Source organism: Pseudomonas sp. TMW 2.1634 (assembly GCF_001703595.1).
In the GTDB taxonomy this organism is placed as follows: domain Bacteria; phylum Pseudomonadota; class Gammaproteobacteria; order Pseudomonadales; family Pseudomonadaceae; genus Aquipseudomonas; species Aquipseudomonas fragi.
Genome location: NZ_CP016849.1, coordinates 704,297 through 718,457, shown reverse-complemented (window position 1 = coordinate 718,457; position 14,161 = coordinate 704,297). Strand labels below are relative to the sequence as shown.

The following is a 14,161-nucleotide window of genomic DNA, read 5'->3' as shown; positions in this document are numbered from 1 at the left end:
AATCCGCTCCTCAGGTTTTACGGGGGGACGCAATGCTGGCAACGCAAACCTTTTCGGTGGGAGCGGGCTTGCTCGCGATGGCATCACCTCGCTGTAATTGAAGGATCGCGTCGCCCGGATCGCGAGCAAGCCCGCTCCCACAGGTCAGGCGGTCAACTCCACAGGCTACGTATCCGCGCCACTGCCCGTGACAACAAGGCTCTGGCCTTGTAGCAAAGGCAATCGGTGTCGGGCGCATACCGCGCAGCGGTGCGCACCAGCCCCAAAGCGACCAGGTCGCGGGTAAAAGAAACTCTGGAGGCATAGAAGGTCTTGCTTGCCCAAGCCGACGCCATAAGGTAAGCCAGGCTCCAGAGCACCACCCCCCAGTGATAGTAGTGCTGGACGCAGTGGTTTACGGTATCCATGACAGCCGCGACGCGGGAATCATTCCTGGCAAACAGATACACGCCCCATACAGCCAGCAAAAAGCTTATCAGCCCCCAGTCAAAGAGTCGCCGCGTATTGATTTTCAGGCTTTGGCAACGCGCTCGTCGCTTCGAGCGGATCGGCACAATCTGGATATCACGGATATGGATAACATTGCCGTGGATGCGCTGATCGTTACTGGACCAGGTCACATCCCCGACCTTGCGGGTCCAGTACTGGCCGTTAAAGCACTTGAAACCCAGCAGAGTAAACCACGGGTGCAACTCGAATTTGCCTAGTGCCTTATCGGTGAAGATCAGCACACATCGAGGGGATATGGAGGCAGTGGTGTGGCCCGGGGAATGGTCGAACAAATCCAGGGTGTACAGGCGGCCCTGGGTGTTGACCTTGAAAAGGCGCTGTTGGAAATCGCTGACAGACCCTTTGGAATAATGAATCAAGGCTTTGGGTTTACAAAACAGCTTCACAGGCAGTTCAGTCCAGAAAAACCGTGCAGCCTAGAGCAGTTTTTGGCAAATGGCCACTATCTAGCGAGCAAGACTAAAGGCGCTTGCACTGCTCAAGCCTCATATCTCCAAATAGAATATATACATCGTTTTATATTCTTTTTTAAAAGCTAATTTTCCTGCAAGACTCTCGTCATAAATCTTCCAACTCATGATGAGAACGAAATGAAAACATTCACTGCCCTCACCGCCCTGACCCTGGCTGTTTTGTCTGGCCTGGCCCACGCCGATCGTCTGGATGACATCAAAAAATCCGGTGTGCTGCGCGTGGCATCCTTTGACAGCAACCCGCCCTTTGGTTTTGTCGATGCCAAAAGCAAACAGATCGAAGGCCTCGACGTGGACTACGCCAAGGCCATCGCCGACAAGCTGGGTGTGAAGTTGCAGTTGCAGCCGACCAACCCGGCCAACCGCGTACCGCTGCTGGTCGCCAACAAGGTCGACCTGGTGCTGGCCAACTTCACCATCACCCCCGAGCGGGCCGAGCAGGTGAATTTCAGCATTCCGTACTTCGCTTCGGGCCAGCAATTTATCGTCAAGAAAGGCACCCTCACATCCCCCGACGAACTGAACAAATGGCGGGTGGGCGTGGACAAGGGCACGGTCAACGAAGGCGTATTGCGCGAGAAATTCCCCAGCGCCAAAGTGGTGGCCTACGATGACACCCCGTTCGCCTTCACTGCCCTGCGCAACGGCAACGTCCAGGCCATCACCCAGGACGGCCCGAAGCTGATCGGCCTGCTGGCCAATGTGCCGGACAAGGACAAATACGAAGTGCCGCCGTTCACCATTTCCAATGACCTGATCGGTGTCGGTATTCCCAAAGGCGAAGCGCGCCTGACCGAGGTGGTCAACCAGACCCTCACCGACCTCGAAGCCCAGGGCAAGGCCCAGAGCATTTATGACGCCTGGTTCGGCCCGACCACCAAGACCCCGCTGACCCGCCTGTACAAGATCGGCGACAAGAGCTAAGCCTCCTTCGCGACACCCTCAGCCCGTCACGGTCAACCGGACGGGTTTGCTCGTTTCTGGATGGACGCTGTTTCTATGTTCGGTGAACTGCTTGCCCCGCAATACCTGCACTGGTTGCTCGATGGTTTTGTCCTTACCCTGATCCTTTCCCTGCTGACCTGCCTGGTGGCGACCGGGCTGGGCTTTTTGCTGTGCCTGGCACGCCTCTCGCCTTTGCGTGTGTGGTCATGGCCGGCACGGGCCTACCTGGCCCTGTTTCGCAATACGCCGCTGCTGGTGCAGCTGTTTTTCTGGTACTTCGGGGTCACGGCCATGCTGCCCGAAGGGCTGGTGATGTGGCTTAACCAGCCCCGCAGCCTGTCCCTGGGCCTGTTTGAAATTGAATGGCCGTCGTTTGAATTTCTCGCCGGGTTCTGGGGGCTGATGCTCTATACCGCCGCCTTCATTTGCGAGGAGTTTCGTGCAGGTGTCAGCTCGGTGCGCACAGAACAACGGGCGGCAGGCCTGGCACTGGGCCTGCGGCCGGCACAGGTGTGGCGCTATATCGTGTTCCCGCAGGCGCTGCGCACGGCGTTGGGGCCGTTGCTGGGGCAGTACATGAACGCCCTGAAAAACTCGTCACTGACCATGGCCATTGGCTTGGCCGAGCTGTCCTATGCCTCGCGTCAGGTCGAGACCGAAACCTTCAAGACCTTCCAGGCCTTTGGTTTCGCCACCGTGCTGTATGTGGCCAGCATCGCGTTGATCGAAGTCATCGGCCAAATGATTGCCCGCAGCAAGTGGTATCGCCAGGGAGGGGTGTAAGTCATGGATTTTTCGGTTATCAGCGATAATTTTTCGTATTTCATGCTCGGCGCCTGGCCCAACGGACCGTTGGGCGGCGCGGCACTGACGCTGCTACTCAGCCTGTTGTCAGGGATCATTTCGGCATTGCTGGGGCTGGTGCTGGGTATTGCACTGGTGATGATTCGCGGCAAAACGCGCTGGTTGCTGCTGGGGGTACTGGGCTTTTTGCGCGCAATCCCGGTGGTGATGCTGATTTTCTGGAGCTACTTCCTGCTGCCCATCCTGTTCAAGGTTGATGTGCCCGCGCTGGCCACCGTGGTGTGTGCGCTGTCGCTGATCGGCGGCGCGTACCTGGCGCACTCGGTGTATGCCGGGATCAGCAGCCTGCCGCCCGGGCAATGGGCGGCAGGCACGGCACTGGGCCTGGGCAAGTGGCAGGTGCTGCGCCTGATCATCCTGCCCCAGGCCTTGCCGATGATGCTGCCGTCCTTTCTCAACCAGTGGATTTCACTGATCAAGGACACTTCGCTGGCGTATGTAATCGGCGTGGGCGAACTGTCGTTTGTCGCCACCCAGATCAGCAACCGGGTAATGGTGCACCCGACGGAAATCTTCCTGTTTGTGGCGCTGGTGTACTTCGTGTTGTGCAGCAGCCTGGACTGGGTTGCCAATCGCTGGGTGCGAAAGCCTGCATAAAACATGTAGCAGCTGCCGAGGAACGAGGCTGCGTTCGGCGGCGCAGCCGTCGTAAAACCTGAGTTCGCGGTTCACCTGACACACCGTGCATTCTGACTCTACGACGGCTGCGCCGCCGAACGCAGCCTCGTCCCTCGGCAGCTGCTACGATTCATGCCAGGGTTGCGATCACCGCCCATACCGGCACAAACCCCATCGGCAACCACACGGCCAGTCGCGGCCGATACGGCAACAGCATCAGCAGGCTAAAACCGCTCAGCGAGAGCATGCCAAACCAGCCCACCGGCCCCATTGCCCAGCCCCAGGCCTGCGCGCAAAACCACAAGCTGAGCCCCAGGCTCAGCCAACCTGCAACCCTCAGCCCACGCCGTAACTGCGTCGACGGCGGCTTGCCCCACACCTGTTTGTAATGGCGCTCCAACCCCTGGCACAACGCAAGCATGCCGACATAGGCAAAACCCAGTGCCGCAAAAAAATCAGCCAGCATCTCAATTCACCTCGGCCATGACGGCGGTTTTTTTGCGCGGCACCCGCTCCACCGCCGGTTGCGATACCTTCCAGCATGCCCATAACAACAAGGCACCCAGGGCCATCGCGGTCAGTTCAACGCCCATGCTGCTGGGCAGTGCCCAAGGCCGGTTGACGGTGAACACACTCAACAACGGCAAGCTCAGGCACATCAACCCCGCCAGCCCCAGTTGCTCGCGCCAGGCCTGCATGCGCGGGCGCACCAGCGCATGGGCAAGGCTCAACGCCCACACACCAAAGAACACATTCAATTCAGCATCCGCCCGGTCGGCCATCCCCGACGGCAACACGCGATTGCTCCACAGCAGGCTAATGCAGGCCAGGCTCAGGCCGGCCATGACAGTGACGTTGATCGCCTCGACCAGCCGATAGAGCGCTTGGGCGACGCGGCTTTCGCTGGCGTATTTACGCCGCCGCTTGACGGTGAACAGCACCAGCCCGCTGGCGATCATGGCGCTGCTGATCAGGCCGCACACAAAGTACAGCCAGCGCATCGGGTAGCCGCCGAACTGGGCAAAGTGCAACCCGGAAATCACCCGATGGGTCAGCACCGTGGGGCGCATCTCTGTGGGGCCGGACAACTGCTCGCCGGTGACGCCGTCAAAGCGCATGCCCTGGCCCTTGGTCAGGGCAATACGGTTGCCCAGGATCGGACGAATCTGGATTTCGGCATTGCTCATTCCGGGGTTGCTGATGCTGATCCCGCCCAACGGCCCCATGACTGCCCGGGCCTGGCTCAGCAACGGCCCCAGGGCTGCCAGCGGTGCAGGCTCTGCGGTTGTCGGGCGTTGTACGGCAATGCTGGCCGGCGTCTTGTCCTGCGCCTTGAAAAAGGCCTCGCGGTCGCCATCGAACAAAGCGTCCATCGCCGCCGGCATATAGATCACCAGGAAAATCGCCAGCCCGGTATAGGTGATCATCAAGTGAAACGGCAGCAACAGCACGGCACTGGCGTTGTGCGCATCAAGCCACGAACGCTGGCCTTTGGCGGGGCGAAAGGTGAAGAACTCCTTGAAGAACTTCTTGTGGATCACGATACCGCTGACCAGTGCTGCCAGCATGCCCATCGCCAACGCACCGACCAGGTAAATGCCGATCATGCGCGGCATGTGCAAGGTGAAGTGGAACAGAAAGAAAAACCGCCCTCCGACTGTTTCCCGCACCGGGATCACTTCGCCGGTATCGGGGTCCAGAGTCACCGACACGCCATCACGACGCCCGCCGGTCGAGGCCTGCAATTGCGGCGAACGCTCATAGGGCAGGCTGATGCCCCACTGCTTTGCGTCGGCCTTGTGGGCCTGCAGGTAAGTCAGTGCCCGTTGCGCGGCCTGTTCATCGCTCAGGTGGTGGGCCGGCAGCTCGGGGGTCATCCAGTTGTCGATCTCCTGATCGAACACGGCCAGGCTGCCGGTCAAAAAGATCACGAACAACAACCAGCCGACGATCAGGCCGCCCCAGGTGTGCAGCCAGGCCATAGATTGGGTCAGGGTCTGTTTCATCCCAGTTGCTCCAGCAGTTGCGGCCAAAAACCGATGGCGGCCAGGGGCACGGCAAGTACCGCACCCATCCAGGCCGACCACTGGTGGCGGGCAGCAAATGCCCACAGAATGGCGAAGGTGTAGATCACAAATGACAACAGGCTGGCGACGATCATCGCGTCCACCTTGTCGAGCGGCAGCAGCCGCGCCAATGCAGCGGTAAAGGCATAGGTAAAGACATAGCCGCCGACCAGTGCTGCCAGTGTGCGAGACACGATCGGCGCCCAGGCCGACGTTGCAAGTTTCATTTTTTCAATCCCTTATCAAGCTCCGGCTTTTTGCCCGTGCCAGATGCGACAACGGCGCGGCACCCGTTTTCACGGATGTCGCGCCTGCATGGGTCACAGTGTGATCAGAACGAACTGGTCACCGAGGCGAAGTACGCCCGACCCGCTTCGTTGTAGGTTTGCGCCCCCGCTTCGTCGGCATTGCCCTTTCGGTACAGCTGTTTGTCGAACAGGTTGTTGATGCCTACCCGCACGCTGAAGTTTTTGTTGAACTCATAGCCGCTGCTCAGGCCCACCAGACCGTACGGGTCGACCGGTTGCTGCACGGATTTGTCGAGTGCTTCGTTGGCGCGGTTGTTGCGCTTGGGCGCTTCCTGCTTGCCGTAGTAAGTGCCGCTGACCTGGAACGACAGTTTTTCAGTGGCGTACCAGTCGAGCATGGTGTTGAGGGTGTATTTGGGGATGATGCTCAGCGGGTCGCCGGTTTCCTTGTCCTTGCTTTCAATCATGTAGGTCAGGTTGGTGTTCCAGTCCAGATCCTCGCGCAGGCTGACAAACAGGTTGCCTTCCACCCCTTGCACGATGGCCTTGCCGCTGTTTTCCCATTGCAGCACGCGACGGCCGTTGGGCAGGCGGAATGCCGCTTCGTTGCTGGCATTGATCTTGTTCTGGTAGTCGTTGCGGAAATAGGTACCGCTGGTGCGCCAGGTGCCCTTGTCGAACGCCAGGCCGATCTCTTTGTTGACGCTGATTTCCGGCTTGAGGTCCGAGTTACCGACCAGGTAGCAGCCACCGATGTTCACTTCCACCGAGCTGCAACCCGCGCCACGGCTGTACAGCAGGTAGTTGGGGTTGGACTGGTACAGGTTCGGGGTTTTGTAGGCCCGGGCGATGCCGCCCTTGATGCTCAGCTCATCGGTGATCTGGTGCGAGGCATTGAGGCTCGGGCTCCAGTTGCCGCCAAATTCGCTGTGATGGTCGAAACGCACGCCGGGAGTGACGATGGTTTTGGCACCGGCTTCAATATTGTCTTCAACGTAGAACGCATAACTGTTGGCCGTGGTTTTGGTTTGCGTACGGTCCGTACCCGGCAACCCCGGTGTACCGTCAGCGCCCGGATCCCAGCTTTGCGGGCGCAGCGAGCCCGGGTCATTGAGTGACTCGTAGAGGTACTCACCGCCCAGTGTCAGCACCTGGGCGGTGCCCATGTTCAACGGCAGGTTGACCTCGCCAGTGGCGCGGGTGTTGCGCAGGCGCGATTCGAACTTGCCAGCGCTCGCAGACGGCGCGCCTTCACCATAACCGGCCAGGCCTTCGTTGAGGCGGGCATTGCGGGTCAGGTCGTGGGTCAGCGAGGCCTTGGTGGAGCCCCAGTCGAACGAACCATTGTGGGTGGCCGAGAAGGTGCTGCGTTGCAGTACGCTGGTTTCCTTGCCGGTCAGGCTGTTGACGAAGTCGCCACCACTGTTAAGCATGGTGTCGCCGGCAAAGATATTGCCCTGGCGGCTGTAACTGGCTTCCAGGTCCAGGGTTTGCTCGGGGGTGAACTGCCAGCTGAGCAAACCGTTGACGTCCTTGTTGCGCACGCCTTCGCGACCCGCCACTACGCTGTCGGGGGAGGCCTGGGCGGCGGTGTTGATGCCCGGGTCATCGGCGTCGGTCTTGTTCAGGCCGCCATACACACGAAACACCAGATCATCCGTGATCGGCCCGCTGAGGTTGAAGTTGGTACGCTTGCTCACGCCTTCGGCGTCGTCTTCGGGCGCCAGGTAGTAGGCGGTCAACGAGCCGCTGAGCTTGCTCGAAGGGCGCTTGGTGATGATATTGACCACCCCGCCCATTGCCCCGGAACCGTAGCGTGCCGCTGCCGGGCCGCGCAGGATCTCGATGCGCTCGACCTCTTCGGCGGGTACCCAGTTGGTTTCCCCACGGGTGTCACGGTCGCCGCTCCAGCCATAGCGCTGGGCGTTGCGCGAAGAAGACGGCTTGCCGTCAATCAGGATCAGGGTGTTTTCCGGGCCCATGCCGCGCAGGTCGATCTGGCGGTTGTTGCCGCGGGCACCGCTGGAGCTGTTGCCGGTGAGGTTGACCCCCGGTTCGCGGCGGATGATATCGGACAGGTCATTGGCCGGCGGGCGCTTCTTGATATCTTCGGCGGTGATGATCGACACCCCCGGCGCCTGCTTCAATTCCTGTGCAGCGGTGCCCAGTACGCGGGTTTCTTCAAGTTGCAGCGCCTGGCGGGTACCATCCACCGGCAAATCGGTGGCCTCTACCGGTACTTCGTCACGCTCGCGCTCAAGTACGTCAGCGAGCAAGGTGGGCGAAGCCAGAGCGGCCATAAAAGCCAGTGAAAGATGACTGCGGTTGAATCGAGACGACATGTCCAGTTGATCCCTTAACAATGGAGTGTGCTCAGCAGGCCAAAGGCTGGAAATTGCTGACGCACGACCTCGAAAGGACCTACGTGTTTAGCTTTCCCCGGCACTGCCAGGGCTGCGATGATAAGCGCTCTCATTTGAGAGTAAAGCGCAAATGACAACAATCCTCATTTGCAAGTTCCGCAATCCCTTTGTTTTAGAGCCTTTTCCTACATAAAAAAATTAATACAAATTGCAACAATGCCCTCGGATCAAGAAATCCCTTGCCCTGTACAATCCTTGATCCTACTTTTTTGAGCCTTATCGCCATGACTGACGAACTGCACATCACTGACCTGTTACCCGGCGACGGTAAAGCCGTGGTCAAGGGCGCCCTGATTACCACGCACTACACTGGCTGGCTTGAAGACGGCACGGTATTTGACTCTTCGCATCAGCGCGGCAAGCCGTTCCAGTGCGTGATCGGCACCGGGCGAGTGATCAAGGGTTGGGACATCGGCCTGATGGGCATGAAGGTCGGCGGCAAGCGCACACTGCAGGTGCCCGCGCACCTGGCTTATGGTGAAAGAAGCATGGGCGCGCATATCACCCCGAACTCCAACCTGCGGTTTGAGATCGAACTGCTGGAAGTGCTGACGCGCGACGATTAAGCGCTGCGACACGTTGCACATTAATAGGAGTTGACCGCTGGTGAATCGATTTTTCAGGTGTTGTTTACCGATTATGCCCCTCGTGGTACTGGCAGGTTGCAGCAGTCAGGGCACGCAGACACTGCCAGGCCTGACGCCCGACCAGACCCGTGCCCGCATCGTGCAACTGCTGCCGGCCAAGACTGCGGACCGCGCGGGCTGGGCGACTGATATCCAGGTGGCGTTCACGGCCCAGGGCCTGGCCCCCACCGATGAAAACCTGTGTTCGGTGCTGGCCGTGACCGAGCAGGAATCGACTTTCCAGGCCGACCCGCCGGTGCCGGAGCTGGCCAGGATCGCCCGCAGTGAAATCAACCGCCGCGCCGGCAAGCTGCATATCCCCGAGTTTGTGGTGCGCAGTGCCCTGAGCATCACCTCGCCCGACGGCAAAACCTACAATCAACGCCTGGACACGGCCCGCACCGAAGGCCAGTTGAGCGCCATTTTCGATGATTTCATCGGCATGGTACCGCTGGGCAAAAGCCTGTTTGGCGGCTTGAACCCGGTACACACCGGCGGGCCGATGCAGGTCAGCATCGCCTTTGCCGAAAAACGCGCCCGGGACTACCCCTACCCCGTGGCCCACTCCATCCGCCAGGAAGTCTTCACCCGCCGCGGCGGCATGTATTTCGGCATCGCTCACCTGCTGGGTTATCCGGTGGACTACACACAACCGCTATACCGCTTTGCCGACTTCAATGCGGGCTGGTACGCCAGCCGCAATGCCGCTTTTCAAAATGCCGTCAGCCGTGTGTCTGGCATCCCGCTGGCACTGGATGGCGACCTGACTATTCCGGGCTCTTACGCGGTCGGCTCCACCGAGCTGGCTGTACGCGCCCTTGGCAAGCAGTTGGGCCTGAGCAATAACGCTATTCGCCGTCAGCTCGAAAAAGGCGACAGCCTGGAGTTCAACGACACTGAGCTGTACCGGAGCGTATTCGCCCTCGCCGACCGCCAGCAGGGCAAGCCATTGCCCCGTGCGGTATTACCGGGCATCACCCTGCAAAGCCCGAAAATCACCCGCAACCTGACCACCGCCTGGTTTGCCCAGCGGGTTGATGAACGGCGTCAGCGGTGCATGAGCCGGGCAGCGGCTAGCCGCTGAATTTCTGTGGGAGCGAGCCTGCAGGCAAACGCACCGCTAAAATGCTACAAATTATGTAGCCAGCGCATGCAGGCCTTGTAGTCCATTGGGCAGGCTGCGATAAGCTGCGCCGCAAGTTCAATCAACAGTCATCAGGAATAATTGATATGTGCGTGGTTTTTGCATGAAATGGCTCAAAGGCATCATTCTGGGAGTCATCCTGCTGGCAGTCGGCGCCGTGGCGCTGGGGCTGTTTTACTTTCTGCCCCAGCACGATGTGGTGATGGTCACGGGGGTTGAGGTCAAGCGCATGGACCACAATGGCGTGATCAGCGCGCAAAACCCGGCCGACGGCCCGACCCGGGATGTGTACTTCATCAATACCGAGGACCCGGTGACCAAGGAGGTCATGGTTTATCGCAACGAAGACACCGGCTGGTCCTTCCCCTGGTATTTCAAGTTCGACTCTGCCGATATCCAGGCCAAGGCCCAGGGTTACTCCCGCGATGCCAACCAGCTGGCGCTGATCCGCTATTACGGCTGGCGTATCAAGATCTTCTCGGTATTTCCCAATATCACCGCGATTGAAGCCACCAACAGCCGCGACGAACCCTTCCCATGGTTCAACACGGTGTTCTTGAGCGTGCTGGCACTGCTATTGATCGTGATTGCCGTCTTTCTCAAGCGTCGCGTCAAGCACCGCCCGCAAATGCCGGTCAACTGATCGCTGCGCCCCTGCGGGGGCGCATACACGGGGCGTCAATCGCTCACGTCCACCAGCGGCACATTGCCCCTGCCGCCACGCCGGCTCTGCATCCACTCATTGACCCCCGCGGAAAACCCCGCGGGTGCCTTGCGCCCGAACGAGCGCGACAGGTCGAGAATGGTCTGCTGGCTCAAGGCTTCTTCCATACGCTTCTGTGCCGTGATCATGGCGCCGTGAATGGCGCAGGTGCCTTGCGTTGCCCACGGTGGCGCGTCGCCCTCGAACAGCGCGCAGCGACCACGCACTTCGCGACACTCGAACATGGCCTTGCGCCCGTCGATGGCTTGCGCGATATCCAGCATCGAGATGTCTTGCGCGAGCCGACCCAATCTAAAGCCCCCGCGCACGCCCTCGGTTGCGATCACCAGCCCGGCCTTGGCCAGCTTGGTGAAAATCTTCGCCAGGTACTCATGGGGCACGCCTTGCAGATCGGCGAGTTCGCGCACGCTGGCCTCCCGGCTGTCGCCCAGATCATCGACCAGAAACAACAGGCAGTGGATGCCGTACTCGACCCCCGCGCTATAGAACGCCATATCAACTCCGACTGATTCATTCCAGACAAAGCTATCAGTAGCCCCCTGTTGAGGCAAATTCAACCTTGGGAAAAGCACCTTCTACTTTTAACAAATTACATTTTAATTAATCTGTATCTCATTGAAATTAATAGCCATTACAGATCAAAAACACTCACCACAAATAATTCCCGACAGAACAGGCCTTGCCAATCGATAACTGCGACAACTATAGTCGTAGTTATCGAGCAGCCCAACGGCACAGCTCACAGCCCCCTCATGACCCGGGAATGACTTATGAAAAAGACTATCTTGATTATCGGCGCCGGCTTCGGCGGTTTCTGGAGTGCCCTGAGTGCCGTGCGCCTGCTCGACCAGCACGACCGCCAGGACATCAGCGTGCAAGTGCTCGCCCCTGTGGCCGAGCTGCGGGTGCGTCCACGCTTCTATGAACCGCAGGTCCACACAATGCGCACCTCGTTGACCCAGCTGTTTGAGGCTACCGGCGTGCAGTTCATACCCGGCCTGGCCCGGCAGATTGACGTTGCACAGCACACCGTCACTTATCAGGACCCGGCCGGGATGACGACCACACTGGGCTACAGCGCGCTGGTGCTGGCGGCTGGCAGCCAACTCAACCTGCCGGATATCGAGGGTTTGCAGGCGCACGCCTTCAATGTCGACTCAATTGAACAGGCCGAACGCCTGGAAACCCATATGCAACGCCTGGCGGCCTTGCCCGACACCCCGGCACGCAGCACGGTGGTGGTTGCAGGTGGCGGCTTTACCGGTATCGAAACGGCCTGTGAAATGCCCGCGCGCCTGCGCGAAATCCTCGGTGCCGATTGCCAGCCCCGGGTCATCATCATCGACCGCGGGCAAAGTGTAGGCGCCTCAATGGGCACCGCCATCGCCCCGGTGATCGCCGAGGCAACCGCAGAGTTGGGGGTCGAATGGTGCCTGTCCAGTTCGGTTGTTGCGGTGGACGAGCACGGCGTCACCCTGGCGGACGGCCAGCGCATCGACGCGGCCACCGTGGTCTGGACAGCAGGCGTCAGGGCCAGTGAGTTGACGGCCCAGGTGCCTGCCGAGCGCGATCCGCTGGGCCGCCTGCATGTCGATGCCCATTTGCGGGTCATCGGTTCGCCAAACGTTTTCGCCACCGGCGACAGCGCCTTCGCTGCCTGCGACGAACTGGGCAACCATGCACTGATGACCTGCCAGCACGCCATTGCCTTGGGCCGCTCGGCGGGCAATAACGCCGCCGCCCAGTTGCTCGGTGTGGCGCCGGTGCCTTACCGCCAGAGCAAATATGTCACCTGCCTGGACCTGGGCGCCTGGGGCGCTGTCTTCACTGAAGGCTGGGACCGCCAGGTCAAGCTGGTGCGCCAGGAAGGCAAGGCGTTGAAAACCCAAATCAACACCCAGTGGATTTACCCGCCCATCGCCGACCGGGCCGTAGCGCTGGCGGCGGCGGACCCGCTGATTCCGGTGGTTGCGTAACCCTGCGGATCAGGGTGTGCCGACAGTCGCCACCTGCTCATCCTGATCCGCACCATCGACCTCGCGCTCATGCTCCAGCACGGCCTGGGCCAGGTCTTCGGTGACGCGCATCTCGACCCCGACAGCCGACATTTGTGCCGCTGCGGTAAAGGGTGCAGCGGTCACAGGCTGCGAGCCCTTGGCGCGGCGCCAGGCAAACAGCAGCACCAGGCCCACGTTCAGTGCAGCCAGGGCCCAGAACAGCCCGGCTTCGCCGACCCGGGTCATCAGCGGCGAAATCACCAGCGGGCTGATAGCACAGCCCAGCGAGTTGATCAGCAGCAGGCCCTGGATCATGCTCACGATCGCCCCCGACGATGCCCGATCTGCGGCATGGCTGACCGCCACCGGATAGATCGCGAAGATACCGCCCCCCAGCAGAAAAAACGCCACTACCAGTAACGGCGAACCGGCGGGCAGCATCAGGATGATCAGCGACAGCAGCGCACAGGCAGCGCCCAGCACGATCAATACCAGGTGGCGATCCTGATGGTCCGACCAGCGCCCGACCGGGTACTGCAACAGCATTGCACCAAGAATCACCCAGGCCATCATATGCCCCACTTCGGTCACGTCCAGGCCGATGCGTTGCAGGTACAAGGGCAACAAGGCATAGACCGCGGCAATGGCAATGCCCGAACCAAAACAGCCAATCACCCCGGTGGGCGTGGCACGCAGCAGTTGCAATGGCATCAGCGGTTCTGCGCGCTCAACAATGGGGGTTGCCCGCGGCAACATGACAATGGGCAACATCGACAACGAAGCCAGAATGGCGGCGATCATAAAGGGTACCGTATCACCGGTCAGGGCAATGGCCCCCAGGTTGACCTGCCCCAGCAACCCCGCACCGTAGAGGGCAATCATATACAGAGCCAGCAGGCGCCCGCGAATCTTGGGGTCGGCGGCCATCAACAGCCAGCTTTCCACCACCAGGAACACGCCGACGCAGGCCCAGCCATTGACCAGGCGCAGGACAAACCATGTCCAGGGCTCGGATGACATGCCCTGGAACAGGATCGAGGTGGCAATCAGCGCTGCGAAGCAGCTGTAGGCGCGGATATGGCCGATGCGCACAATCAGCCGGTCATTGAAGATCGAGCCCAGGGTCAGGCCGATAAAATAGGCCGAAGACACGATACCGACCATGGTCGCCGACTGGCCCATTGTGTCCAGGCGCAGGGTGGTCAGCGAGGCAAGCATGCCGTTGCCGATACTGATGATAAACAGCCCAAGTAACGGCGCCAGCGCCATCGCCAGCAATTGGACAGACATGATTGACTCAAGACCTCATTGATCAATGGCTAACCCGCTCGGGCAAAAGCACAGCGGCACCTGCCGGCAAAAGCCGGGGCGAGACAGAAAAACCGGGGTGTGTGATTGTGCGTCCTCGACGCCACGGACGTGGCGGGCAAGTGACAGGCAAGGCTCAAGACAAGCATCGACCAGGCAGAATCAGGGCGCGCATAGTAGCCGCAGACCGGTATAAGTTGAAGAGAGCGGCCGGG

At 60.2% G+C, this 14,161-nt stretch carries 15 protein-coding genes; 8 read left to right on the top strand and 7 right to left on the bottom strand.

Features of this window, described 5'->3' with window-relative positions:
* Nucleotides 1-152: 152 nt before the first annotated feature.
* Nucleotides 153-731, bottom strand: coding sequence for a hypothetical protein (locus BFC21_RS03360; RefSeq protein ID WP_157700489.1), 579 nt, complete (start codon nt 729-731; stop codon nt 153-155).
* A 39-nt stretch (nt 732-770) separates the two neighbouring features.
* On the opposite strand from BFC21_RS03360, the gene BFC21_RS27130 reads away from it, so the two are divergent.
* The 4 genes from BFC21_RS27130 to BFC21_RS03345 all read left to right on the top strand — a co-directional run bounded on the left by BFC21_RS27130 (nt 771) and on the right by BFC21_RS03345 (nt 3,389).
* The gene (locus BFC21_RS27130; protein ID WP_162939284.1) at nt 771-1,049 is read left to right on the top strand and encodes a hypothetical protein; all 279 of its coding nucleotides are present in this window, start codon (nt 771-773) and stop codon (nt 1,047-1,049) included.
* Between the two features lie 51 nt (nt 1,050-1,100).
* Entirely contained in the window at nt 1,101-1,907 is an 807-nt protein-coding gene (locus BFC21_RS03355) for an ABC transporter substrate-binding protein (protein ID WP_088377200.1), read from the top strand.
* Nucleotides 1,908-1,982: 75 nt separating this feature from the next.
* Nucleotides 1,983-2,711: an amino acid ABC transporter permease gene (locus BFC21_RS03350; protein WP_088377199.1), complete on the top strand. Its 729-nt coding sequence runs from the start codon at nt 1,983-1,985 to the stop codon at nt 2,709-2,711.
* A 3-nt stretch (nt 2,712-2,714) separates the two neighbouring features.
* A complete protein-coding gene (locus BFC21_RS03345) occupies nt 2,715-3,389 on the top strand; it encodes an amino acid ABC transporter permease (RefSeq protein WP_095005175.1) in 675 nt (224 codons plus the stop codon).
* A gap of 151 nt (nt 3,390-3,540) precedes the next feature.
* Here the strand turns inward: BFC21_RS03345 and BFC21_RS03340 are convergent, their stop codons facing one another.
* The 4 genes from BFC21_RS03340 to BFC21_RS03325 form a co-directional block, all read right to left on the bottom strand.
* Nucleotides 3,541-3,876: a DUF3325 domain-containing protein gene (locus BFC21_RS03340; protein ID WP_088377197.1), complete on the bottom strand. Its 336-nt coding sequence runs from the start codon at nt 3,874-3,876 to the stop codon at nt 3,541-3,543.
* Between the two features lies 1 nt (nt 3,877).
* On the bottom strand, nt 3,878-5,416 hold the full coding sequence (locus tag BFC21_RS03335; RefSeq protein WP_120265686.1) for a PepSY domain-containing protein: 1,539 nt from the start codon (nt 5,414-5,416) through the stop codon (nt 3,878-3,880).
* Complete coding sequence (locus BFC21_RS03330; RefSeq protein ID WP_016780635.1) at nt 5,413-5,703, bottom strand: hypothetical protein; 291 nt, start codon at nt 5,701-5,703, stop codon at nt 5,413-5,415. The genes BFC21_RS03335 and BFC21_RS03330 overlap by 4 nt, the downstream gene beginning before the upstream one ends.
* A gap of 104 nt (nt 5,704-5,807) precedes the next feature.
* Entirely contained in the window at nt 5,808-8,066 is a 2,259-nt protein-coding gene (locus tag BFC21_RS03325; protein WP_120265685.1) for a FepA family TonB-dependent siderophore receptor, read from the bottom strand.
* Between the two features lie 305 nt (nt 8,067-8,371).
* Here BFC21_RS03325 and BFC21_RS03320 point away from each other — a divergent pair, with 305 nt between their 5' ends.
* The 3 genes from BFC21_RS03320 (at nt 8,372) to BFC21_RS03310 (ending at nt 10,560) form a co-directional block, all read left to right on the top strand.
* Nucleotides 8,372-8,713, top strand: a complete 342-nt coding sequence (locus BFC21_RS03320) for an FKBP-type peptidyl-prolyl cis-trans isomerase (RefSeq protein ID WP_088377194.1) — start codon at nt 8,372-8,374, stop codon at nt 8,711-8,713.
* A 73-nt stretch (nt 8,714-8,786) separates the two neighbouring features.
* Complete coding sequence (locus BFC21_RS03315; RefSeq protein ID WP_120265684.1) at nt 8,787-9,857, top strand: DUF1615 domain-containing protein; 1,071 nt, start codon at nt 8,787-8,789, stop codon at nt 9,855-9,857.
* Nucleotides 9,858-10,020: 163 nt separating this feature from the next.
* Nucleotides 10,021-10,560, top strand: a complete 540-nt coding sequence (locus BFC21_RS03310) for a DUF1523 family protein (protein ID WP_120265683.1) — start codon at nt 10,021-10,023, stop codon at nt 10,558-10,560.
* Nucleotides 10,561-10,595: 35 nt separating this feature from the next.
* On the opposite strand, the gene BFC21_RS03305 is transcribed toward BFC21_RS03310, so the two are convergent.
* Entirely contained in the window at nt 10,596-11,135 is a 540-nt protein-coding gene (locus BFC21_RS03305; RefSeq protein WP_088377191.1) for an Rrf2 family transcriptional regulator, read from the bottom strand.
* 276 nt (nt 11,136-11,411) lie between these two features.
* On the opposite strand from BFC21_RS03305, the gene BFC21_RS03300 reads away from it, so the two are divergent.
* Nucleotides 11,412-12,617, top strand: a complete 1,206-nt coding sequence (locus BFC21_RS03300) for an NAD(P)/FAD-dependent oxidoreductase (RefSeq protein WP_088377190.1) — start codon at nt 11,412-11,414, stop codon at nt 12,615-12,617.
* A 9-nt stretch (nt 12,618-12,626) separates the two neighbouring features.
* On the opposite strand, the gene BFC21_RS03295 is transcribed toward BFC21_RS03300, so the two are convergent.
* Entirely contained in the window at nt 12,627-13,928 is a 1,302-nt protein-coding gene (locus BFC21_RS03295) for an MFS transporter (protein ID WP_088377189.1), read from the bottom strand.
* Nucleotides 13,929-14,161: the final 233 nt, after the last annotated feature.